The following is a 20,221-nucleotide window of genomic DNA, read 5'->3' as shown; positions in this document are numbered from 1 at the left end:
TTTTTCCCAATCTGAATCCGAAATTTCAATTCCGTAGGCGAGGCAGTTTTCATCCATGCATTTTAATCTACCATCTCAGTAACCCATTTTTGATTGTAGCGTTTCAGATCCTGTGAACAGTTACGTTGCATCTGGATGTGCTTCAACTAATTCCCTTAACTCTGTGTCAGCATTTGTTAAATAACTAAATTGTGGCTTTCCTCGCGGCTTGGATTGTAAATTTCCTTCAACTTTTTGTTGTTTTACAAGCTTTTGTACTAAACTCTTTGAAACGGAAAATATGTTAGCAACTTTCCTGATTGAGATGTTTTTCTCAAGATGTGCTGCAACTATTTTTTCTCGAAGATCGACAGAGTAGGACTTCATTTAAAAGTGTTTATATTTTAACCTAGTGTACCTCATAATAGACGCAAGTGCTGTATAGCTTAGGAAATACCAATGAACTTATACCAATTTAATATGAAGCTGCATAGAAAAGAGCTTCTAGGATAAAGTTATAAGAAGAGACAGAAATTACTTGCTCAAATGTAAGTTGGTCGAATATCTCTTGGATGCGTTCGCGTAAAGCTTGTAAAGAAGAGAAAAGTTGATTTTTGAGAGGTTTCTTGAGAGCTTGCCAAAGTCTTTCGATAGGATTGAGTTCAGGAGCCGATGGTGGTTGAAACAGAGGAATAATATTTTCTGGCCAAACAATTGCAGAACTTGTATGAGCAGGTGCTTGATCAATCTGTAAAATAGCGTAATCACTACCTAATTGCACAGATAGCCAGTCCAAAAACTCTTGAAAACACTTGCCATCTAGTTTTGGATATTCATAATATTATGATCTCCAGTCAATGGTTCAATTGCACCATAAATCCAAAAGTTATCTCTTGGCCATATCACCTTAACAGTGGGCTTGACTCCGGAAGCTGTAATCACTTTTCCTGTGAGAGTTTTTAGTCCCCAATCACTCAACCCAAAAAACGTCAACGATCGCTTCCAATCACTTGTCTTCACCATTACCTTCTGGAACGCTTAGAGCCTGTCAAGAAACAACTTTTACAATTTATTATCTAGAAAGCTTACTGAGAAAGCATTTTTGGCTCAAAAAAGGCAAGGTTGTTACATGACTTGCTCTAAGCTTAAATAGCTGATGATTTTATTAGCTAGCCAAGTTCTATTGCTTTTATTCTGAGCAAAGAAATGAAAAGTTAATGTACTCTCTGACAAGACAAGTAATTTTTCGCCCTCAATAGACTCAAACTCAGTAAAACAATGCTGTATCCACGCTACTAACTGGTCTACAGACCAATCGGTATTAACAGTGGTAAAACTTTGAATTCGCAGAAAATCAGCGCAAGCATAGTAGTGGCTTTCTTTGGGATCTCCTTTTATGTCGATTACATAGACAGTAACAGAGGGTCGCTGTTGTTTGAGGTTTTTAATAGCGTGGCTGGCAAAAACATTTTTACCAGAGCAGGGCGCACCGACAAGCAAGCAAGGTATGCCGTAGTGATGACCAAAAGTTAAGAACTGATTGCATATTTTTCTCCAAATTTTAATTTTGATTATTATTGCAACCGTCGAATTTGTACTTTATATGAGAATTTTGAAGTAATCTTTCAATTCCTAAGCGGATTAAATCTGGTGGAACTCCGTCTAATTTCAACTCGGTTTGGATAAACTCATCAATGGAATTGGCTTTCGTTTTCTCCAAAAGTGCCAACATCTGTTGAGCTTGGGTTGTTGGTGTGGTTGATGAATTAGTTTCGACATGAGAAGAATGTTGATCGCTGGGTGCAGAATTAACAAACTGTTTGGTATCCCGGTCATAGCCAGAGAAGTTTTTTAGCTGCGGCATAGGGAACCATTGATTAACACCCCCGTAATAAACTGCTCGACCAACTGGTGATTGTGCCGCAATCTCCATGACTTGGGTTGAAGTAATGAGTAATTAACGCTTTATAATCCAAGGGGATGGATTGTTGATGATTGTGATTAAAATGCTTAGAATTCGGTTATATGTAGAGTAAAGCTCTCTAGTTGTTTCAGCATTGAGGTAATTACATTTCACAGCAAACTTTAACCATGTTTGAGTTTCTGCGGCTTCTGCCTGTCTACGACACGCTCCGCGAACATAATCATTTAATTTAGCTACAAATGCTGCTTCATACCTCCCTTTTCTCCATGCCTCCGCCATGTTTGCACAGACCGAGCGTGAGGATCTACGAATTTGAAAAGTTTTTGAATACCTTTCCTCGACTGGGAAAGTTTTAGAAAGCTCAAAAATTCGCATAGATACATCAAATGCCATTTTATAAACTTCTAAATCTTCGTGGCTCTTTATAGGTTGTTTTTCCATCTCCCCTGCTAGAAAGCTCCCTGCTCCCCTGCCTTATTTAGTAAGTTTCCAAATGTTGTAACCAATCTCGCCTGCCATCATTGAGGCTACATTGTAAGCAAAACAAGCCAGGATTAAACCTGGGTTAGTGTAGCGGAAGGGATTACGGCCAACGAAGGTAGTAGTCAGATCCAAAACCCAGAAAAATAGTGCGATCGCTCCCCCTGTATGACGTTCTTTCATGCCAGCCCTCTTGTAATCACCCCACAATGTAGGGGCCGGACCAAAACCAGGGGTAGCAGTGACTACTGATTACTAACTACTGGCGCTGATACTGTTGCTGGGTGTTAGTGTTACGAATTTGTGGGGCTGACTCTTCTTTATAAGCGCGATCGCCCTCCACAACTCCCAAAGCTTCTTCAAATGGTTGCGTAGCCGATAAACAACTTAACCCTTCAAAACCTTCCGCTTCCACTCGAACTGAACCTGTAGCGCTGTCGAAATGAATCAGTATTGAACGTTCCATGTTTATCTCCGTGTCTACTGTTTAACTTCTTGATGTCCGGCAAAGGTTAGGCGTAGAGTTTGCACACTTCCGTTAGTAATTTGTGCGATCGCACATTCACCAAACTTTTCTTGTAACTCGGCAGCTTTGGCACGAACCAAATGCTTACCATAAGCCAGCATTAGTTTATTGCTGAAAAAGTCTTTGCCCAGCGCTTATCAACCCCTAATTGCACAATTTTGGTTGATTTTAAACATAGTAATTCAGCTAAGGTACAGCCAAATACTTGACATAAGCCACTAACAAGCTCTGGAGAAGCGTTTTTGACTTCTGTATTTGTCTCCATCCTGTTCAAATACTGGCGAGAAATCTCTACTTCTAGTTCAGCAAGCTTTTTGGACAAAGTTACCAATGGCATATCGCCACGTAATGCACGCATCTTATACCCACGCGCATCTGTCCACCTAATAGACCCCACTTCACTCTTGCGGTAACATTACGACCTCTTGGTTTTCTGATTGGCTAGTCATATTATGCAACTATTAATTTACGAATATAAGTAATTATTGCAACTATTAGTAGCATGAATTGAGCCAGGGCGATTGCTTGCTATATAATCCGTATTTCACTCTTTACGCACATGGCAGTTACAGCAAAGGCTTTAGTTCAAAAAAGCAACATTTCCACTCTCAGGTTTACATTTTTCAAAAACCCTCTGTTTTTCCCATCGGGTTATTATGTTTTCTGAAATAAAGAAATGTCTCTTGTTAGCGATACCTCTCTCCTTGGCACAACTGGCTCAGGGAGCAACTGGTTTTGTGGATACGGTAATGATGGGTTGGCTAGGAAGTCAGACCATTGCATCTGGAGGTTTAGGAGCTAGTATCTTTGGCTTTTGTCTGCTGCTGTTTACTGGTATTGTTTCTGCTGTTAGTCCCTTAGCTGCCCAAGCATACGGAGCTGGAAATCAAGAGAAAGTCGGGACAATTGTACGGCTGGGACTAGGGATATCTCTGATACTAGCAATACCGATTGCTTTACTGTTTTGCAATGGAGGTAGTTTACTCCTGCTGCTAGGGCAGAATGCTAACACAGCAGCATTAGCACAGACTTATTTAAGAGCGATCGCACTGGGTTTCATTCCTGCTTTAGGCTTTGCGGTACTTAAAAGTTTTCTTTCTGCTCTGTTGCAACCGCAATTAGTGATGGTGACTGTAGTTTTAGGTACTTTGCTCAACATCGCTGCTAACTATGTGCTGATGTTTGGCAAGCTAGGTTTTCCAGCAATGGGTTTAGCTGGTATCGGTTGGGCAAGCACATTCTCACTTTGGAGTATGTTTGTTGCTTTGACAGTTTATATATGTAATCAACCTCAATTTGCAGTATATGGTATTTTTCAACCCTCATTTTACAAAGCTTTTACCTTAGAACATCGCCATATCATTGGCGAGATTTTTCAGGTTGGGCTGCCCATCGGTGGACTGATTGCGGTAGAAGTAGGACTCTTCACTGTCGTCACTTTCTTGATCGGGCAATTAGGAACAAATGCCCTTGCTGCTCATCAAATTGCTTTACAAACTATTTCTATGTCGTTCCAGATTGCGCTGGGCGTTTCTATTGCGACAACAATTCGTGTTGGGCAGTTAGCCGGACAAAATGACCTAGCTGGCACTCGTCTGGCTGGATATGTAGGCATTGCCATTGCAGCTTTATCTATGGCTGTAGCAACCATTGCATTTTGGTTAGTGCCAAAGTCGATTATTTCTCTTTACATTGACATTAATGACCAGAACAATGCACAGGTGGTTGCCCTAGCAGCGAAATTGCTGGGAGTGGCAGCGATTTTTCAAATAGTTGACGGTGTGCAGGTGACTGCGGCGGGAGCATTACGCGGACTTAAAGACACTCGAATCCCGATGTTGATTGGAATTTTTGCTTATTGGTGTGTTGGCTTACTCACTGGTTATACTTTTGGAATCACGTCGGGCTATGGAGCTATTGGTCTTTGGTGGGGATTGGCTATTGGTTTAGCCCTGGCTGCAATAATCTTGACTTGGCGCTTTAGCACCAGAACAACTAATTACTGAGAGACACAAATGAATTATCTGTAGCTGTTAGTGAACTCACGGCTGAATATCACTTGTAAATTTGAACTAATTGTGAGAATGGCTAGCTACTTTAATCGTATGAGCATTCTGCTTCAGCTCAACAGCTACAAGATTGAAAAAGAATTCAGAATTTAGAACAAAAAAGTCAGGAATTCAGACCTGCTACTAGGAGAAGGGATTAGCTTCAATGGTTGCTGGAATTGTCGTTGGCTCATTGGTTTTCGGATTACGCCCCTTGCGCTAGTAGCGATGCCTACGGCGGCAAGCTACGCGTCGCTCGAATCACCTAAACCCATCAAGTAGTTAGCCATTATACGCGAATACCAAAAATTCAGTGTCTTCATAGATGAACTCTGCCATCTTGCACATACCCATCTTTTGATGTGCCTGAAGTGATGCTTTATTGTTCGCTGTTAGACAGAGATATCCCTAAGTATTATCTCGTAGTTTTTTTCAGAAATCAAAGCACGGTGCTAATCAGACATCTAAACCCAATCATTAGGGGATGGGCTAACTATTACGCGACTGTGGTAAGTAAGGTAGCTTACACAGATATGGATAACCTCACGTACCAAAAGTTATGAGCTTGGGCAAAACGCCGCCATCCCAATAAGAACGGGAAATGGGTATCAAGAAAATATTGGTAAACCATAGGCAATAATAACTGGGTATTCGCAACCAGCGAGGAAGGTTTAACCTCACGTCGGTTACTATGCCGCCACTCCAATAGTGCGTCATGTGAAAGTCAAAGGCGAATCGTCACCATACGAAGGAAACTTGGTTTACTGGAGTACAAGAATGGGGAACAACCCAGAAATGCCAATCGGAGTGTCAAAGCTCCTGAAAAAGCAAAAAGGGAAGTGTACCCACTGCGAAATGTTCTTCCGCGAAGACGATGTGATGGAAGTTGACCATATCATCCCAAAATCAAAAGGTGGAAAGGATGAGTATAAAAATCTTCAACTTTTACACAGACATTGCCACGACACAAAGACAGCCAATGATGGCAGTCCTGGCACAAAATCTGGCTGTAATAGTGCCGAGCCTAAGCCCACCAGAAAACTTGAAAAAGTCGAGGAAAAATGGGTAATGAGGTATGCGTGACAAGCACCAAACCATTGAGGAGCCGTGTGAAGGGAAACTTTCATGCACGGTTTTGAAGACCAACGAGGTTGTCACCAACCTCGTTGAGTTTAATTTATACTCCTGATGAAATTAATCATTGGTTTCAGGAGTTATTGAGCCTCGTAACTGTTTAACTTCAAAAGGCAGACAAATCTCTTTTAAACTGCATGAAAGGCACTTTTTAGTGTTATCAATTGGAGCAGGCATAATTGTTTGAGATGCAAGTTGAGCAAGAACAATCGCTTGCTCAGTCATTTGCCGTAGTTGAGGTGTAAATGCTACTGTCTGTCTTCTGCGGTTAGTGTGATAAAAAATCTCACCGTAAGGAAGGCTGCGTCCGGTACGTTCTTCTATACACAAAGCAGCTGCACAAAGTTGAAAATGGTCATTAAGATGTTGTGCCATCTTCCCTTTTTTATATTCCACAGGGACAAGCTGACCATCGCATTCTTCAACTGCATCAATGATACCTGCGACCTTTAAGCGATCGCTCCACACCCACTGTTGCTGATGAATTAGCATCTCTCCTTCTTGGAGTGTTCCTTCTTCATTGATATTGCGGTGTATGTGGCGACCCAAAATAATATGCTCATTATCTGACATTTCGCCCAACACATATTCTAAGTAAAATCTGCGTGGACAATATTCCCTGGCATTGAGGTATGCCAAAGGTAAGTAATCTTCATTCATATTTTCTTTTGAATGCGTATTTTTAGTTCAGTCCCGTGAGCCGGATTCAACCAATCTCACTTGCCCCATTCCCATCGCTGTTTTGCGCCCAACTCCTGCAAATGTTGCAAAATGAGTTAGGATTGTGGCTATTCTTGCTTGTTGGGAATCTAAAAATCGATACTTTACCCATCCTTGGGCACCAATTTCTGCTCCACCTCCCATTTTTAAGGCATGGGTTTTTAGGCCATAGGCAGAAACTAAACCATTCCACTCGACTTCGGGAAATTGGAGTTCTAATGGAGCAAATGTGTTCCAACGGCGCAATAGACTATTAAAAACCAATTCTGGTAGTGGGAAAGGCTGTAGTCCTCGATTTTGCTTGAAGCTAGTAGGTGAAAGAAAGCGCAACTCAATTACGTTTTGGGTTGTTACCTGTACTAGTTTTTCAAAACTACTAACTTGCACGATATCTATCCACTTCCCCAATTGGCAAGGTATGCCTGCCAGCATGATTGACTCTCCGAGGTTGGTACTTAATCCCCAAAGTAAAGGTGCTAGCAGTTCTTTTTTCAACAAGGTAATTCTCAACTGCATCTTTTGTGGAGAAACATACTGCATTGCCAGTGTTAACGGTAAAGTATTTTGTTGATGTAAGTGTTCAGCTAAGGCAGTATCGGCATTAGTGCGTCATCGGCTTGGACTCAGGGCTGTGTTGATGGATCTGATGGCTGGCGTTGAGATTAAAGGCGACGAAGCGATGATTCAGGCTTTGGCTGAGTTTTCCAAACGCAATGCCTCTCACGTTAAGGGAATTCTCAATCTTACTATCCCGCTATCGGAGTCTCCAGTTTGGATTTTGGGGCAATTCCTCTGGCAACTGGGTTTGTCTACTGAGTCGCGGCGACCAATGGAGGATGGGCAGAGGATTCGGTATTATCGGTTGAATACTCTTGATGTCGAGTTTATCCAGAAGGTGCTGGATTATCGGCAACGGCAGAGGGAGGAGAAAGAAAGAAAACGCTACCAGGAGCAAGAACGAAAGGCGGCTTATGCTGCTAGAATGCAAGCTCAGTATGGTGTTGAGCAGAGGGGCAGAAGTCTATGGCAGGAATCAATAACACGGGACGGGGGAGCACAGGCGCAGAGGGGAAAATTAGTACAAGTATCTCCTCTGCGCCCCTGCCCCCATGCCTTCTTCATCTCCGTCCACACCCCCCATTAATGAAGATGGAGATAATAATCGGGGGGGTATGGACACAGATACAGAACTCAGTGATTCTTGGTGGCAACAGGTTAAATATTACGCTCAGTTAGCAATGGAACGTATAGAGAATGGGGTTCATGCGGTAAAAGAATTACTCAGTACCCTAACGGTTGATGAGCGTTTGGGTGTGATACTGAAATTTGAGGATGCAAGCCCAGAGAAGTTTGCTCAACTGGTGACAGATGCGCCGCAGTGGACTGAGTGGATGGCGTGAGAAAGTTGGGTTTATTTCACATTATCTAGGTTAGACAACAAAACCCTTGTTCGTGAAATGTTAAAAATACTTCCTCAAAAGCTTGAGCCTATTTTATTAGCCCAAATTTTTGCCAAGCTCACTTATGCGCGGACGTATTCATCCCCTTTCCACAGGCGTTGAACCCTCGTAAATTGGCTAAGGTATTGAACTTTATTATGAATTTAGATTCCAACCTTAGTTGGAGCCAACCTTACATTGATAGATGGACTGATTTATCAATCATTGTATTGTACAAAAGTTTCAACTTTGAGTGGACGACAAGTTAGAGTTAATTGCATATATTTAATTTAGGTAAATATTGAGAGCAATTTAGTTGCAATATTTCAGTTTACTTGACACAAAGAGGGTAAAAAGAGGGTTGTATTCTCAACGCTGATGTTGAACATACAGTAGCAGTGAGCTTTGACCGTGACCTGATATTTCCCAATTCCTGCCTGATATATCTAAAAAAGTGTACATTGCTCGCATCAATGTTCGCGTTTTGGCAACAGCACGATGGCTTTACGTCATCGTCAGATCAACTGTGTTATTGATTCTTATTCATGGTCTTTTGGCAACAGAATAATTTCTCAGTATTTCAAACAGCTTAGATCATCTACTAATTGAGTCAGTAATCTCAATCAATATTTCGTTGAGGATAATTTTATGACATGGAACGCACAGGCCATCGTCCGTTGCAATCGGGTCGGATATAGCCTCATCATGCCTTACTGTTTGCGATCGCCCTAGGAAACATTTTTGTTCATAAAATCTGGTTTTTAATGCAGTCTCCCTCAGATTTGGAGTTGGCCAGATCGTTATTCAAGTACTCGATCATTTACATGATGTTGCTATCGGTGGCGATCGTAGTTGATTGCTTACCCATCTTTAATTGAGCAAAGAGAGCGACATTGTTAAGCCGTTGGTTAAATTGCTTGCTGCTGTTTATTAACCACTTCCTAAAATGAATTCTTCTTGCCCCACAATGATTATCGGAGCAGGCTTTGCAGGTCTTTTTACAGCGTTGCATCTGCGTCATCAACAAGACTTGCGCTCAATTATTTTGATTGATCCACAAGAACGGTTTGTCTTCAAGCCAATGTTGTATGAACTATTGACAGGTGAATTGTCAGAAGATGTCGTTTGTCCAACTTATAAAGAGTTGCTGCAAGGCAGTGATATCAACTTTGTACAGGACAAAGTAGTGGCGATCAACCTGCAAGAAAAACGTCTTAAGTTAGCTTCTGGCTCAGATTATATCTATAATCATCTGGTCTTAGCTGTTGGCAGTATTCAGGGTTATTTAGGAACAGAGGGCGCACAAAAAAACGCATTCGCATTTCGGACACAAGAGAATGCGATCGCTCTGGAACGCCAGTTACGAGAATGCTTGCAACGTGCTAGCCAAACGGATGACGAAACACAACGGCGATCGCTCCTCACGTTTGCTGTCGTTGGGGCAGGCCCGACAGGGGTAGAAATGGCAGCAACCCTGGCAAATTTGTTACCCGACTGGTACGCCCAACTCGGCGGCGATATTCGTCAGATTCGCATTGTCTTAATCAATCATGGCAAGACGATTCTCGCAGGCGATGTCAACGCGGGTTTGCAGGAAGAGGCTCTCCAAGCTTTCAAAACTCGAACAGTACCTGTTGAATTGATACTAGGCGTAGGGGTGAAAGCGGTTGCTCAAGACCACCTGGAGTATCAACCTGCCAACAGCACTGAGATAAAAACGCTGTTGACTCAAACCACCATCTGGACAGCCGGGACAGCCGTGAACCCACTCATCCAAAATCTCAAGTCCCAAATTCGCGCAGATCACCTGGATAAACATGGGCTACCGCTTGTCACCTCAACTCTGCAACTGCTGGATTTTCCAGAAGTGTTTGCCGCAGGCGATTGCGCGGACGTGCAGCCACAACCCTTACCGGCTCTAGCCCAGGTGGCATATCAGCAAGGTGCGAGCATTGCTCACAATTTGATTGCCCTTGCTAAAGGAGCATCCCCTAGCCCAGCCCATGTGAGTCTTCGGGGTACGCTAATGAAATTGGGTTTAGGAAATGGGGTAGCAAGGTTGTTTGACAAAGTGCAGATAACTGGCAAACTTGGCGATCTAATTCGCAGTGCAGTGTATTTGGAAATGCTGCCCACCCCACTGCATGACTTTAAGGCAACCACAGAATGGCTGAGGGAAGAAACTTTCTATCGCTATCACAGACCCAAGATGAAGCCAGAAACCACCGCAAAATAGCCTCTCTCTTCGGTTGAACAACGAGAGCGATCGCTCATTCATCTGTGTATGCCACTGGATTAGAGCGAACAACCTCCTCACCGCCGCCAAGCAAAAACTTTGAAGAGATTCCCACTATCACCTCAGAACCCTATGGTTACAGGGAATCTGACAGATTGACAGTTGATCAATCATCTATTTAAAGAGAACCACTGATGAAGACACGAACAACAAAACGATTGGTTGGTGGAATCTTAACGATTGGCATGATTGGACTGCTAGGCTCGCAGCCTCTCTTCGCGCTTAGAGTCAGCCAAAGCCAAGCTCAACCAAATTCCTCTCAAGACTATGTACTTCCCTACCGGGGCAGTTGGACGGGAACCTTCCGTACTGTCGGTTCTCAGGGGCAGATACTCGTATTTATTGATCCTGCCGGCAAACTGTACGGAAGTTTGAAGTCTAATGATGGTGAGAACTTTGCTCAAATTAGCGGTTACCATCGCGGAAGTAAGTTTCATCTGGTTTTCACCCCTCCACCCAGCAGCCTTAACCAGTTTGGCACCGCTAGTCCTTACACCGTTGATGCAACCGCAAAGTGGGAGCAAGGGGTGAGTCGATTTGTCATCTCAGCCCCAACTAGAACGGGTCACTCACAATTATATACATTTGAGAAATCAATCGATAAAACAATACATCGAACGGAGTTGCGATCTCCTCTGGTGAGGCTTAAGCCCATCGCCTCCCTTTTGTACAGGTGATGTACTTGAGCAGGAAGGATGAAATATTGCTGTTCTGTTAATGAACCAGAATCTTATCTCTAATCAGAATCGGCTCTATGCAAACGAGAATTACATTGGAGAAAAATTATGCAGATGGGAGTGATTGGTCTAGGACGTATGGGTGCGAACATTGTTCGGCGACTGCTGCAAAACAACCATGAATGTGTGGTGTTCAATCGCACACCTGACAAAGTGAAACTACTTGCATCAGAAGGGGCGATCGGCACTTACAGCTTGGATGATTTTGTCCAGAAGCTCAATAAACCTCGTGCGATTTGGTTGATGGTGCCAGCCGGAGAACCAATCGAGCAGATGGTGAAGGAACTGGCTGCAAAACTAGATTCCGGCGACATCTTAATTGATGGCGGCAACTCTTACTACATTGACGATATTCGACGGGCAAATGATCTGATACAAAAGGGCATTCACTACTTAGATGTGGGAACCAGTGGCGGAGTGTGGGGTTTGGAGCGGGGTTATTGCATGATGATTGGTGGATCTCAGATGGTGGTTCAGTATCTCGATCCCATTTTTAAATCATTAGCTCCCGGACGGGGTGATATTCCGCGTACTGTTGGACGGGAAAAGGTGGGCGGTACGGCTGAAGAAGGCTATCTGCACTGCGGATCGAATGGGGCGGGGCATTTTGTCAAGATGGTGCATAATGGCATCGAATATGGCTTGATGGCAGCCTACGCAGAAGGATTGAATATCTTGCATCACGCCAATGTGGGTAAGCAGAACCGTGTGGCTAATGCTGAAACGACCCCCCTCCGCAATCCTGAACACTATCAGTATGACTTTAATCTGCCTGATATTGCCGAAGTTTGGCGACGGGGCAGTGTAATTGCCTCCTGGCTACTGGATCTAACTGCGATCGTCCTCCTGGAACAACCAGACCTATCAGGCTTTGGAGGGCGCGTGTCTGATTCAGGTGAAGGACGCTGGACAATCGCAGCCGCCATTGACGAAGGCACTCCCGTTCCTGTACTCAGCGCAGCCTTGTATCAACGGTTTAGCTCACGCGGCGAAAATGATTTTGCGGATAAGCTGTTGTCTGCCATGCGTTTCCAGTTTGGCGGACACGTAGAACAGCAGGCGGAGATAAAATCATGATGATCGCCACTGCACCTCAGTCTAGCAACTTCCTCTAACTTCTTTTGCGACATCATCGCGCAACTCGGTTCAGCTGGAATGGTTAAGGAAGAAAACGAACAATGGCGGCGCGTCATTATTGAAAAACCATTTGGACGCGATCTAAATTCTGCTCGCACCCTAAATGAAAATATCAGTCGCGTACTGAAAGCAAGCCAAATTTACCGTATCGATTACTACCTTGCCAGGTAAGAGCAAGTTCAGGTGGGGGTGAATAGGTGCATTGGTTTTGCCGACGCTGTTGGCAAGATATGTCGTGAGGAGAAAGAAAAGGAAAAAAGTTTTACCGAACAATAATTTTAGGAGAAACACAATGACTCATCGAGTAAAAGAAATTCTCAGTTGGTATGGCAGTGACAATCCCGGAACGCTGACTAATCTAGCCCGGTTGCTGAATCATGGCAAACTAGCTGGAACTGGCAAAGTCGTCATGCTGCCTGTGGATCAAGGCTTTGAGCATGGGCCAGCTAGCAGTTTTGCGCCCAATCCACCAGCCTATGATCCTCGCTATCATTTTGAGTTAGCGATCGCAGCAGGATGCAATGCCTATGCCGCACCGTTAGGATTTTTGGAAGCGGGAGCGCGAGAATTTGCAGGTGAAATTCCCCTAATTCTAAAAGCCAATGATCACGATGTGTTACTAGCTGAGTCAGACCCAACGCAAGCACTCACTGGCAGCGTGGAGGATGCGCTGAGGTTAGGATGCGTGGGGATCGGCTTCACTATCTATCCAGGTTCAGGCCATCGGTTTGAGATGTATCAGCAGATTCGAGCCTGTGCCGAGATAGCAAAGCGGCATGGATTGGTCGTGATGATTTGGTCTTATGCGCGGGGATCGGGTTTAAGTAAAGTGGGTGAGACAGCGATCGATGTGATTGGCTATGCGGCTCAGATTGCGGCTCAATTGGGTGCTCACATCATCAAGGTGAAGCTACCAAACGAACACGTCGAACAGGATGCAGCCCGCAAGGTGTATGAGCAAGAGCAAATTCCGATCGCAACATTATCTCAACGAGTGCATCATGTGGTGCAATGTGCCTTTAACGGACGGCGGATTGTCATTTTTTCGGGTGGGCCGATCGACAGTGATGATGCTTTCCTCAATGAAGTTCGTGCCATTCATGCCGGACATGGATTTGGTTCGATTATCGGACGCAATTCTTTCCAGCGTTCCAAGCCAGATGCACTGCGATTGCTCAACACAATCATGGATATTTACAGTGAACAGTCTGCACCCATTCGCACTCCTGCACTGGCCTAATTTGTCTATCAAGACTGTTTTGATGAGTTTGCAATCGAAATCGATCAAAACAGCCTAAAAATTGGGTTTGTTGTCTCTATTACGAACCGACTCCTCACCTTGAAGCAATCTTCCCCACCCCAATATGCCTGACTTTTTTCATCGCTTGCATCTCTCTACTGCTGCCAGGAAAGCTAGATCATGAGAAAATCACGTCCAAAGCCTACCCTATTGAAAGATTATCGTGCCATCATTCCTGCTTCCTTTTTTGGCATGATTCTGGGTTTGGCAGGATTAGGTAGTTGCTGGCGAGTAGCTGCTAAACTTTGGCACTTGCCTACCTGGATTAGCGAAGCAATTATGTTGTTGACAATTGCAATCTGGCTCGTGTTGTTGCTGCTTTATGTGGGTAAATGGCTGTGGGCGAGAGCAGATGCCTTAGCTGAATTTGAGCATCCTGTTTTGTGTTGCTTTATCGGATTAGTGCCTGTGTCTACGATGTTTGTGGCGCTAGCGATCGCACCCTACTCTCGTGTGATCGCCATCACATTATTTGTTGTCGGTGCAATTGGTCAGTTAAGCTTTGGCGTGTATCGTTCCGGTCAGCTATGGATGGGAGGACGTAAGCCAGAAATAATTACACCCATTCTCTACCTCTCTACAGTCGCGGGTAGTTTTGTCAGTACGATCGTTGCTAGTACCCTCGGTTATCGAGAGTGGGGCCAGTTGTTTTTTGGAGGAGGGCTGTTTTCGTGGCTAGCACTGGAGTCGATGATTATGCAGCGCCTCTACTTGTTAGAAGCATTGCCTAAACCACTACGTCCAACGCTGGGCATTCAACTTGCCCCCCCTGTCGTTGGCTGTGTTGCTTATTTGAGTATCACCAATGGTCAGCCTGATGCCTTTGCCCAGTTTCTCTTCGGTTATGGACTGTTGCAAGCGCTGATTCTACTGCGGTTGCTACCGTGGTTATTTCAACAACCCTTTACAGCTTCCTACTGGGCATTCACCCTCGGCATTGCCGCCTTGTCGCTGGCATCCTTGCGCCTTGTTGAACGCGGCATGACTGGAGTGATGCAAGAATTGGCACTACTGCTATTCATTGGCGCAAATATTGCGATCGGCAGTATTGCTCTAGGGACAGTGCGGCTCTTGCTGCGGGGTAAATTACTAAGCTAATGATCATTCATTTTTCCAGAACATATTGGGAGTAGAACTTATGGCTGCAACAACTAAATTGTGCAAGTTCATTTCACGCGCAGATTGCACAACCGCTCGTTTTCGTTGGATCACCTCTGCTAAATTAACGGTGGGTGTATTGGTTTTAACCCCATAAGCGGCACTGTTTCGCACTGTGTTTGCCACATTGGCACTCGCCACCATAGTTTTAGTAGGAATGCAGGCAATATTAATGCACCCACCACCAATCATATTTAAACTGCGTAATATCTTGGTTGTCAGGGCGATCGCGGTGGGCGAATTATCTAGCAGTAGTCACCCCATTTCAGACTTTGACACCACTCCTTAAATGCTGTTCCAAAAACGCCAAGGTGCGATCGCGTGCTAATTCTGCGACTTATTTATGATCAGCGGAACTAAGTGCTTGATTGATTAAAGGTGCAATGATAGCGATATTTTTCACCAACTCATCCGAGAGAGAAAATCGCTGTTTTAAGTAATTAGGATCGTTGTAACTCACCCAAACCTCTAGTTTTTTCATAATGATTTCTTAAAATCGGGCAGCGTGAACTCCACAGTTTCGCTAGTGATTACTTTGTGCGTGGGGTCAGCTAGTTCGATCAGCACCTTGTGTACGCCAGGTTCCAGTCCGACCAGAATGATCGTTTCCCCACTGGCATCGACAAAGTGCCACGGCGCGTCGTCAACGGTGATGTGGATATGACCGATGCGCGGCGATACTTCGAGGGCACTTTTGCCGAACACTGGCAACACGCGCAAATTCTCCGTCCGGTACTGGATGAAGACACGTCCCTGTGCTAGTGGTTCGGGAAGCGGTGGATCGACAATCAGCTTGGGTGGTGCTTCGCTTTCGATCGCAATCAACGGTGATGATCCAATAATGTCCCTAGCGCTCGGTGTGTGGCTGTTCATAGCAGGTAATTACCTGAGAGTAGTTTGTATTACGATCGAAATGGCACTAAGATAAGCCGAAAGTCTTATTTCACCACGTTCCCAGCCTGTAGGCTGGGAATGTATTTCGAGAGGCTCTGCCTCTGATCAAGCCTTTGGAGGCGGAGGCTCTCAGAATTAGTTCCTAGCCTGGAGGCTGGGAAGCAGTCACGGCAAGGGCTGTGTCTTAACTTAGTACCATTCTGCTTTACCCTTTTCCCCTACGCTAACTCAGTAAGCAGCAAAGCGATGGAGGAGCGTCTTTTCATTTCCCCAAAAACATTGATTGCATCCTATTGCAGATGTTTCTTCAATTGGGCAGCAGCTTGAACAAACAGAGAGCGGACTTCTGGCAGCTCGGCTAAACCATTGAGCAGTCCAAAATCATGAATCATGCCGTTGTACTGCACCGTTGTCACCTCTACCCCAGCTTCATCGAGCTTGCGTCCATAGGCTGTGCCTTCGTCATGCAAAATATCGCTCTCTGCAACCACAATTAATGCTGGAGGCAAGCCTTTGAGTTGCTCAACCGTCGCTTGTAAGGGAGATGCGTAAATGTCTTTGCGCTTTTCTGGGTCAGGGATGTACAGGTCATACATCCACTTCATCGTGGGTGCGGTTAGGTACCGTTTGTTGCCGAATTGATGATAAGAATTCGTTTCAAAATCGGCATCGACGATCGGCCACATCATGATATGTAGCTTGATGTGTGGTCCTCCGTTTTCTTTCGCCTTCAAAGCAGTGACTGCTGTCATATTTCCGCCGACACTGTTGCCGACCACTGCCAGATTCTTGCCATTCACCCCAATTTCCTCACCATGCTCGGCAACCCATTTGGTCGCAGCATAAATCTCATTGATCGCTTGTGGGTACTGAGCATCTGGCGTGCGCGTGTAGTTGACAAAGACCCCTGCAAACCCTGAAAGCACAACCAGATCGCGAACCATGCGTTTGTGTGTTGGATAATCACCCAACACCCAACCACCACCATGAATAAAGATGAAAACAGGCAATGTGCCTTTGACGCCTTCTGGTCGCACGATATTGAGCGTAATCGAATAACCGTCAGCGATAATTTTCTTCTCAGACTCTTCAATGCCTGAAAGGTCTACTGGAACAGAAGCCTGTGCATCCACGAGTACTTGACGTGCTTCGGGTGCAGTGAGTGTCTCTAGCGGTACACCTCCTGAATTCAGCACTTTCAAAAATTCCTTCACCCCACTGGAAAGACGTGGATCATCTGCAACTTCCAAAATTTTTGCTGCTGGCGAGTTTATTTGAGCAACCATGACATTCTCCTTTGATAAGTAGTAAACAATTTGTTGAAATGACACTGTTAAGTGAATTGATTTAACAGTGATACTTGATTCAGCAGTGATTGTGGAATGGCAATCACTTTCTACTGACATCGTTTAAGAGCCGGAATTATTTGTTACTGGTGAAAAGGTTGTCGACCTAGCAAGTCGCTGCCTCGATCGGTTGTTTCCACACCGCAGCAGCATAGAGCGAGTCCTCAAAATCGGGGGCAATATCGCCTGTGATACGTGCCTCATGATGCGCCCAGTCCTTAAAGAACAAGTCGTGACTGATGCGCGATACTATTGCAGGTACGTCGCGGCGGATACTATGGATGTCACCAACTGGCAATCCGAAGCTGACCAAACCAGCAGGATTAAATATGTGAATGTCTTTCAGATAAGGGGCAGTGCCAGGTACTTTTTCTTGGTATTCGTGGGCGCTACCGAGGTAAGGATGTGCCCCCAAACCCTCGTCGCGCAGTCCTTCTGGTGGTTGGTACCGATCGCGCCAGAGCGCAATATGCTGGGCAAAGTCGGCTAGTTCGGGACGCTTTGTTGGGTCAACGAAGTAACCAGTGCCAGCGATCGCAAAATCAAACTCGAAAACATCATCGTTCACCTGGATGGCAATGCGATCACCCAGTTTCCGTGCCGATTTCCAAGGTGCAGATAGATGGATGTGAAAGTTCGGGAAAGCGATCGCTCGCTCAATCGAGTTGGGGGGTGGCGCGGTGCCTGCTTGATGAAAGTGCCAAGCCTGGAACCAGCGGGCTGCATCGGGTAGTTGGGGATAGTTGTCGTAAGCACCAGGGTAATCCCGTATCCGAAGGACTGACAGAGATACGATCGCCGATCGCCGTACAAATAGATGTACTGCCTTAGCTCCCGATTCCAGCGCCACTCCTGCTGCATCGAAAGCTGAAGCCGCCGCACCCAGCACCGCCACAGTCTTACCGCGCAGTGCTTCAAAATCGATGGCATCGGCGGTATGTGCGTACAACGTGGGGGGTAAGTCAGCCAGTATTGGAGGTATGTACGGACCGCCCGTGCCAGCCACGCCATTGGCGAAGATAATTTTGCGCGTAGTCTCTACCTGTGGGACACCGTTTACCTCAAGGTGTAGGCGGAAGAAACCTGCGACTGGTTCAATCCGCACCAACTTCGTCCGGTAACGAACCTGGATACCCAGGAAATGCCGATACCAACTCAGGTACTCAGCCCAAGCCACTCGCCCAATGCGATCGATGTTGGCGTAGGCTGCTGCACCGTGCCGCGCTTCGTACCAGGCTTGAAAGGACAATTCTGGGATGCCTAGTTCTGGACCAGGCAGATGTTTCGGTGTGCGGAGCGTTCTCATCCGCGCTCGCGTCAACCACACGCCTGCATGAGCCTCGTCATCGGCTGCATCGATCTCCGTCACGCGACCGATCCCAGCACGTCGTAGCGCAAATACAAAGGTGCTACCGCTGCCGCTGCCACCTATTATAGTGACATTGTGATCGATGCCAGGGCGATCGGGTACCCAGTTTTCGGGATCGGGACCGAGCAGGCGTAGTGCCTCGCGGGCAGCAAAATCGGAATTGCTCGTTGTTGTCATGTCGATCTCCTCAGATATCGTTGCGATGGATGAAAAAATCGGAATAGTAGACAATTAAGCTGTTACTAGGTTTTTGTTCGTGGGTTTGGATTCGCTAGAACGTGTTATGGACAACTGCCAGAAGCTAGAAAAAAGTTCGTGTTGCTACCACGTCGTTGGGTAGTAAAGCGCAGTTTTGCATGGACGGCTCGGTTTAGCCGTTTAGCACGAGATAGACATAAACTGCTTTGTCTTAAACCATCATGAACGGTTAGATCGGGCTGTTGATCGCCATTTAAATTGAGTTCACGCACCATCACTTTTGAATTAACTGGCTCTTTGAAAATTCCAGTGCGGACGGGTTTTCCTTTCCAGGTCACTTCACGCGGCAGGCCAACATTAACAGAGATGAGCTTCATCTTTAACTTCTTTTGGACTTCAAATCTGTGCCATACCGCCATCAACAAACAACTCAATGCCGTTCACAAAGCTGCTGTCATCTGAAGCGAGAAAGACAACGGCTTTGGCAATCTCATTGGGTGTGCCGACTCGTCCCAGTGGGATGGTGCTGGCTTGGCTGTCCACGAATTCTTGCAACTGCTGGTCATTCAGTCCCAAATGATCGTAACCAGGAGTTGGAACCACACCAGGGCTAATGGCATTCACTCGGATCTTGCGTTCTCTGAGATCGAGTATCCAATTCCGAGCAAATGATCTCACGGCGGCTTTAGTAGCGCTGTAAACACTGAAAGCTGGCGTACCTTTTATAGAAGTAATCGAAGCATTCAGGATAATAGAAGCGCCCTCTGGTAACAGTGGCAGCGCCTTTTGTACGGTGAACAGCAAACCTTTGACGTTTACGTTGAATGTTTTATCAAAGTGTTCCTCAGTGATTGCTCCAAGTGGGGCAATTTGTCCACCGCCAGCATTAGCGAAGATGATATCGAGGTGTCCTTGCTCTTGCTTGATGGTGGCAAACAGACGATCGAGGTCTGCCAGATTAGAAACATCGCTCTGCACAGCCGTAACATTTTTACCAATGGCTTCCACCGCAGCATCCAGTTCGACTTGGCGACGACCTGTGATGTAGACATAGGCACCTTCAGCAACAAACTGTTTGGCAGTGGCAAGACCGATACCACTGTTGCCACCCGTGACAAGGGCGATTTTTCCTTCTAGTTTTCTCATTATGCTAATCCTTTGATTGTTGGGTTTAAAGCGGTCAGTTACTAATGGAGAGTGGAGTCAGGAGGAAAAATAGTCAGCCCGTATTGGGGAGCTAGGGCGATCGTCTTTATGGAATGACGTGTTGCCATGATGTACCATCAGCATAAGCCCCATGAACGAGAACGATCGCAGGTTTAGAGTTAGAGGCTTGAGGTAATCCCTTGGAGATGGCTGGTGTTGGATGCATTGATATTCCAAAGACAACACTTAATGCAAATAACCATAGCAACAATTTTTGAACTTTTTTCCATGTAAAAACCATCATTGCGATCGCCTCTGTATTCTTGCTAAATTGCTGAAATCTCTGATTCTTGTCGTCCGTATAGAAGTTATGAAATACTCCCAACTGAA

The 20,221-nt window shown here is 45.5% G+C and carries 30 protein-coding genes and 1 pseudogene; 12 read left to right on the top strand and 19 right to left on the bottom strand.

Going from position 1 to position 20,221, the window contains the following annotated elements; translation table 11 throughout:
• Positions 1-120: 120 nt before the first annotated feature.
• The 10 genes from LC608_RS33570 to LC608_RS33525 all read right to left on the bottom strand — a co-directional run bounded on the left by LC608_RS33570 (position 121) and on the right by LC608_RS33525 (position 3,267).
• Positions 121-366: an IS630 transposase-related protein gene (locus tag LC608_RS33570; protein WP_229557698.1), complete on the bottom strand. Its 246-nt coding sequence runs from the start codon at positions 364-366 to the stop codon at positions 121-123.
• 88 nt (positions 367-454) lie between these two features.
• Positions 455-775, bottom strand: coding sequence for a transposase (locus LC608_RS33565; RefSeq protein ID WP_229557697.1), 321 nt, complete (start codon positions 773-775; stop codon positions 455-457).
• 23 nt (positions 776-798) lie between these two features.
• On the bottom strand, positions 799-1,002 hold the full coding sequence (locus LC608_RS33560; RefSeq protein WP_229557696.1) for a hypothetical protein: 204 nt from the start codon (positions 1,000-1,002) through the stop codon (positions 799-801).
• A gap of 102 nt (positions 1,003-1,104) precedes the next feature.
• Complete coding sequence (locus tag LC608_RS33555; protein WP_229557695.1) at positions 1,105-1,479, bottom strand: hypothetical protein; 375 nt, start codon at positions 1,477-1,479, stop codon at positions 1,105-1,107.
• Positions 1,480-1,540: 61 nt separating this feature from the next.
• The gene (locus tag LC608_RS33550) at positions 1,541-1,912 is read right to left on the bottom strand and encodes a hypothetical protein (RefSeq protein ID WP_229557694.1); all 372 of its coding nucleotides are present in this window, start codon (positions 1,910-1,912) and stop codon (positions 1,541-1,543) included.
• A 24-nt stretch (positions 1,913-1,936) separates the two neighbouring features.
• Positions 1,937-2,344 carry a four helix bundle protein gene (locus LC608_RS33545; protein ID WP_229557693.1) on the bottom strand — a complete coding sequence of 136 codons (408 nt, stop codon included), beginning with the start codon at positions 2,342-2,344 and terminating at the stop codon, positions 1,937-1,939.
• Positions 2,345-2,377: 33 nt separating this feature from the next.
• Positions 2,378-2,566, bottom strand: coding sequence for a hypothetical protein (locus tag LC608_RS33540; protein ID WP_229557692.1), 189 nt, complete (start codon positions 2,564-2,566; stop codon positions 2,378-2,380).
• Between the two features lie 76 nt (positions 2,567-2,642).
• A complete protein-coding gene (locus LC608_RS33535) occupies positions 2,643-2,849 on the bottom strand; it encodes a DUF2997 domain-containing protein (RefSeq protein ID WP_229557691.1) in 207 nt (68 codons plus the stop codon).
• 14 nt (positions 2,850-2,863) lie between these two features.
• The gene (locus LC608_RS33530) at positions 2,864-3,010 is read right to left on the bottom strand and encodes a hypothetical protein (RefSeq protein ID WP_229557690.1); all 147 of its coding nucleotides are present in this window, start codon (positions 3,008-3,010) and stop codon (positions 2,864-2,866) included.
• On the bottom strand, positions 3,010-3,267 hold the full coding sequence (locus LC608_RS33525; RefSeq protein ID WP_229557689.1) for a helix-turn-helix transcriptional regulator: 258 nt from the start codon (positions 3,265-3,267) through the stop codon (positions 3,010-3,012). The genes LC608_RS33530 and LC608_RS33525 overlap by 1 nt, the downstream gene beginning before the upstream one ends.
• A gap of 298 nt (positions 3,268-3,565) precedes the next feature.
• On the opposite strand from LC608_RS33525, the gene LC608_RS33520 reads away from it, so the two are divergent.
• From LC608_RS33520 to LC608_RS33515, 3 genes are all read left to right on the top strand, one after another.
• Entirely contained in the window at positions 3,566-4,915 is a 1,350-nt protein-coding gene (locus tag LC608_RS33520; protein WP_229557688.1) for an MATE family efflux transporter, read from the top strand.
• 416 nt (positions 4,916-5,331) lie between these two features.
• Positions 5,332-5,520: a group II intron maturase-specific domain-containing protein gene (locus LC608_RS37740; RefSeq protein ID WP_374108484.1), complete on the top strand. Its 189-nt coding sequence runs from the start codon at positions 5,332-5,334 to the stop codon at positions 5,518-5,520.
• Between the two features lie 214 nt (positions 5,521-5,734).
• Positions 5,735-6,040, top strand: coding sequence for an HNH endonuclease (locus LC608_RS33515; RefSeq protein ID WP_229557687.1), 306 nt, complete (start codon positions 5,735-5,737; stop codon positions 6,038-6,040).
• A gap of 111 nt (positions 6,041-6,151) precedes the next feature.
• Here the strand turns inward: LC608_RS33515 and cas4 are convergent, their stop codons facing one another.
• Together cas4 and cas6 are read right to left on the bottom strand one after the other, a co-directional pair.
• Positions 6,152-6,751, bottom strand: a complete 600-nt coding sequence (cas4, locus tag LC608_RS33510; RefSeq protein WP_229557686.1) for a CRISPR-associated protein Cas4 — start codon at positions 6,749-6,751, stop codon at positions 6,152-6,154.
• A gap of 27 nt (positions 6,752-6,778) precedes the next feature.
• The gene (cas6, locus tag LC608_RS33505; RefSeq protein WP_229557685.1) at positions 6,779-7,351 is read right to left on the bottom strand and encodes a CRISPR system precrRNA processing endoribonuclease RAMP protein Cas6; all 573 of its coding nucleotides are present in this window, start codon (positions 7,349-7,351) and stop codon (positions 6,779-6,781) included.
• Positions 7,352-7,415: 64 nt separating this feature from the next.
• Here cas6 and LC608_RS33500 point away from each other — a divergent pair, with 64 nt between their 5' ends.
• From LC608_RS33500 to tehA, 8 genes are all read left to right on the top strand, one after another.
• Positions 7,416-7,955, top strand: a complete 540-nt coding sequence (locus LC608_RS33500; RefSeq protein WP_229557684.1) for a hypothetical protein — start codon at positions 7,416-7,418, stop codon at positions 7,953-7,955.
• 28 nt (positions 7,956-7,983) lie between these two features.
• Complete coding sequence (locus LC608_RS33495) at positions 7,984-8,211, top strand: hypothetical protein (RefSeq protein ID WP_229557683.1); 228 nt, start codon at positions 7,984-7,986, stop codon at positions 8,209-8,211.
• Positions 8,212-9,196: 985 nt separating this feature from the next.
• On the top strand, positions 9,197-10,486 hold the full coding sequence (locus tag LC608_RS33490) for an NAD(P)/FAD-dependent oxidoreductase (RefSeq protein ID WP_229557682.1): 1,290 nt from the start codon (positions 9,197-9,199) through the stop codon (positions 10,484-10,486).
• A 194-nt stretch (positions 10,487-10,680) separates the two neighbouring features.
• The gene (locus LC608_RS33485) at positions 10,681-11,223 is read left to right on the top strand and encodes a hypothetical protein (protein ID WP_229557681.1); all 543 of its coding nucleotides are present in this window, start codon (positions 10,681-10,683) and stop codon (positions 11,221-11,223) included.
• 108 nt (positions 11,224-11,331) lie between these two features.
• Entirely contained in the window at positions 11,332-12,360 is a 1,029-nt protein-coding gene (gene gnd, locus LC608_RS33480; RefSeq protein WP_229557680.1) for a phosphogluconate dehydrogenase (NAD(+)-dependent, decarboxylating), read from the top strand.
• 9 nt (positions 12,361-12,369) lie between these two features.
• Complete coding sequence (locus LC608_RS33475) at positions 12,370-12,591, top strand: hypothetical protein (protein WP_267871309.1); 222 nt, start codon at positions 12,370-12,372, stop codon at positions 12,589-12,591.
• 121 nt (positions 12,592-12,712) lie between these two features.
• Complete coding sequence (locus LC608_RS33470; protein WP_229557678.1) at positions 12,713-13,660, top strand: class I fructose-bisphosphate aldolase; 948 nt, start codon at positions 12,713-12,715, stop codon at positions 13,658-13,660.
• 180 nt (positions 13,661-13,840) lie between these two features.
• Positions 13,841-14,818 (top strand): dicarboxylate transporter/tellurite-resistance protein TehA, encoded by a 978-nt coding sequence (tehA, locus tag LC608_RS33465; RefSeq protein WP_229557677.1) that lies wholly within the window; start codon positions 13,841-13,843, stop codon positions 14,816-14,818.
• 3 nt (positions 14,819-14,821) lie between these two features.
• Here tehA and LC608_RS33460 read toward each other — a convergent pair whose 3' ends face one another.
• From LC608_RS33460 to LC608_RS33440, 5 genes are all read right to left on the bottom strand, one after another.
• On the bottom strand, positions 14,822-15,070 hold the full coding sequence (locus LC608_RS33460; RefSeq protein WP_229557676.1) for a hypothetical protein: 249 nt from the start codon (positions 15,068-15,070) through the stop codon (positions 14,822-14,824).
• Between the two features lie 145 nt (positions 15,071-15,215).
• Positions 15,216-15,359: a hypothetical protein gene (locus tag LC608_RS33455; RefSeq protein ID WP_229557675.1), complete on the bottom strand. Its 144-nt coding sequence runs from the start codon at positions 15,357-15,359 to the stop codon at positions 15,216-15,218.
• Positions 15,356-15,751: a DUF6130 family protein gene (locus LC608_RS33450; RefSeq protein ID WP_229557674.1), complete on the bottom strand. Its 396-nt coding sequence runs from the start codon at positions 15,749-15,751 to the stop codon at positions 15,356-15,358. The genes LC608_RS33455 and LC608_RS33450 overlap by 4 nt, the downstream gene beginning before the upstream one ends.
• A 311-nt stretch (positions 15,752-16,062) precedes the next feature.
• A complete protein-coding gene (locus LC608_RS33445; protein WP_229557673.1) occupies positions 16,063-17,058 on the bottom strand; it encodes an alpha/beta hydrolase in 996 nt (331 codons plus the stop codon).
• Positions 17,059-17,224: 166 nt separating this feature from the next.
• Complete coding sequence (locus LC608_RS33440; protein WP_229557672.1) at positions 17,225-18,664, bottom strand: SidA/IucD/PvdA family monooxygenase; 1,440 nt, start codon at positions 18,662-18,664, stop codon at positions 17,225-17,227.
• 117 nt (positions 18,665-18,781) lie between these two features.
• On the opposite strand from LC608_RS33440, the pseudogene LC608_RS33435 reads away from it, so the two are divergent.
• Positions 18,782-18,886: pseudogene (locus LC608_RS33435) on the top strand (IS5/IS1182 family transposase); the annotation flags it as partial.
• A 195-nt stretch (positions 18,887-19,081) separates the two neighbouring features.
• On the opposite strand, the gene LC608_RS33430 reads toward LC608_RS33435, so the two are convergent.
• Both LC608_RS33430 and LC608_RS33425 read right to left on the bottom strand, forming a co-directional pair.
• Positions 19,082-19,831, bottom strand: a complete 750-nt coding sequence (locus LC608_RS33430) for a glucose 1-dehydrogenase (protein WP_229557671.1) — start codon at positions 19,829-19,831, stop codon at positions 19,082-19,084.
• Positions 19,832-19,937: 106 nt separating this feature from the next.
• Positions 19,938-20,221 (bottom strand): hypothetical protein (locus LC608_RS33425; RefSeq protein WP_229557670.1); only part of this gene is annotated, 284 nt, incomplete at its 5' end.

The sequence above is a fragment of the Nostoc sp. XA010 genome (assembly GCF_020829625.1).
GTDB lineage: Bacteria > Cyanobacteriota > Cyanobacteriia > Cyanobacteriales > Nostocaceae > Nostoc.
This window is presented reverse-complemented; position numbering and strand designations above follow the sequence as displayed.

Bases quoted from the DNA above. Each gene is read 5' to 3' on its own strand.
- LC608_RS33570 (WP_229557698.1), bottom strand. From the start codon at position 366: ATGAAGTCCTACTCTGTCGATCTTCGAGAAAAAATAGTTGCAGCACAT.
- LC608_RS33560 (WP_229557696.1), bottom strand. From the start codon at position 1,002: ATGGTGAAGACAAGTGATTGGAAGCGATCGTTGACGTTTTTTGGGTTG.
- LC608_RS33550 (WP_229557694.1), bottom strand. From the start codon at position 1,912: ATGGAGATTGCGGCACAATCACCAGTTGGTCGAGCAGTTTATTACGGG.
- LC608_RS33545 (WP_229557693.1), bottom strand. From the start codon at position 2,344: ATGGAAAAACAACCTATAAAGAGCCACGAAGATTTAGAAGTTTATAAA.
- LC608_RS33540 (WP_229557692.1), bottom strand. From the start codon at position 2,566: ATGAAAGAACGTCATACAGGGGGAGCGATCGCACTATTTTTCTGGGTT.
- LC608_RS33535 (WP_229557691.1), bottom strand. From the start codon at position 2,849: ATGGAACGTTCAATACTGATTCATTTCGACAGCGCTACAGGTTCAGTT.
- LC608_RS33530 (WP_229557690.1), bottom strand. From the start codon at position 3,010: ATGCTGGCTTATGGTAAGCATTTGGTTCGTGCCAAAGCTGCCGAGTTA.
- LC608_RS33525 (WP_229557689.1), bottom strand. From the start codon at position 3,267: ATGCGTGCATTACGTGGCGATATGCCATTGGTAACTTTGTCCAAAAAG.
- LC608_RS33520 (WP_229557688.1), top strand. From the start codon at position 3,566: ATGTTTTCTGAAATAAAGAAATGTCTCTTGTTAGCGATACCTCTCTCC.
- LC608_RS37740 (WP_374108484.1), top strand. From the start codon at position 5,332: ATGCTTTATTGTTCGCTGTTAGACAGAGATATCCCTAAGTATTATCTC.
- LC608_RS33515 (WP_229557687.1), top strand. From the start codon at position 5,735: ATGGGGAACAACCCAGAAATGCCAATCGGAGTGTCAAAGCTCCTGAAA.
- cas4 (WP_229557686.1), bottom strand. From the start codon at position 6,751: ATGAATGAAGATTACTTACCTTTGGCATACCTCAATGCCAGGGAATAT.
- cas6 (WP_229557685.1), bottom strand. From the start codon at position 7,351: ATGCAGTATGTTTCTCCACAAAAGATGCAGTTGAGAATTACCTTGTTG.
- LC608_RS33495 (WP_229557683.1), top strand. From the start codon at position 7,984: ATGGACACAGATACAGAACTCAGTGATTCTTGGTGGCAACAGGTTAAA.
- LC608_RS33490 (WP_229557682.1), top strand. From the start codon at position 9,197: ATGAATTCTTCTTGCCCCACAATGATTATCGGAGCAGGCTTTGCAGGT.
- LC608_RS33485 (WP_229557681.1), top strand. From the start codon at position 10,681: ATGAAGACACGAACAACAAAACGATTGGTTGGTGGAATCTTAACGATT.
- gnd (WP_229557680.1), top strand. From the start codon at position 11,332: ATGCAGATGGGAGTGATTGGTCTAGGACGTATGGGTGCGAACATTGTT.
- LC608_RS33470 (WP_229557678.1), top strand. From the start codon at position 12,713: ATGACTCATCGAGTAAAAGAAATTCTCAGTTGGTATGGCAGTGACAAT.
- tehA (WP_229557677.1), top strand. From the start codon at position 13,841: ATGAGAAAATCACGTCCAAAGCCTACCCTATTGAAAGATTATCGTGCC.
- LC608_RS33460 (WP_229557676.1), bottom strand. From the start codon at position 15,070: ATGATTGGTGGTGGGTGCATTAATATTGCCTGCATTCCTACTAAAACT.
- LC608_RS33455 (WP_229557675.1), bottom strand. From the start codon at position 15,359: ATGAAAAAACTAGAGGTTTGGGTGAGTTACAACGATCCTAATTACTTA.
- LC608_RS33450 (WP_229557674.1), bottom strand. From the start codon at position 15,751: ATGAACAGCCACACACCGAGCGCTAGGGACATTATTGGATCATCACCG.
- LC608_RS33445 (WP_229557673.1), bottom strand. From the start codon at position 17,058: ATGGTTGCTCAAATAAACTCGCCAGCAGCAAAAATTTTGGAAGTTGCA.
- LC608_RS33440 (WP_229557672.1), bottom strand. From the start codon at position 18,664: ATGACAACAACGAGCAATTCCGATTTTGCTGCCCGCGAGGCACTACGC.
- LC608_RS33430 (WP_229557671.1), bottom strand. From the start codon at position 19,831: ATGAGAAAACTAGAAGGAAAAATCGCCCTTGTCACGGGTGGCAACAGT.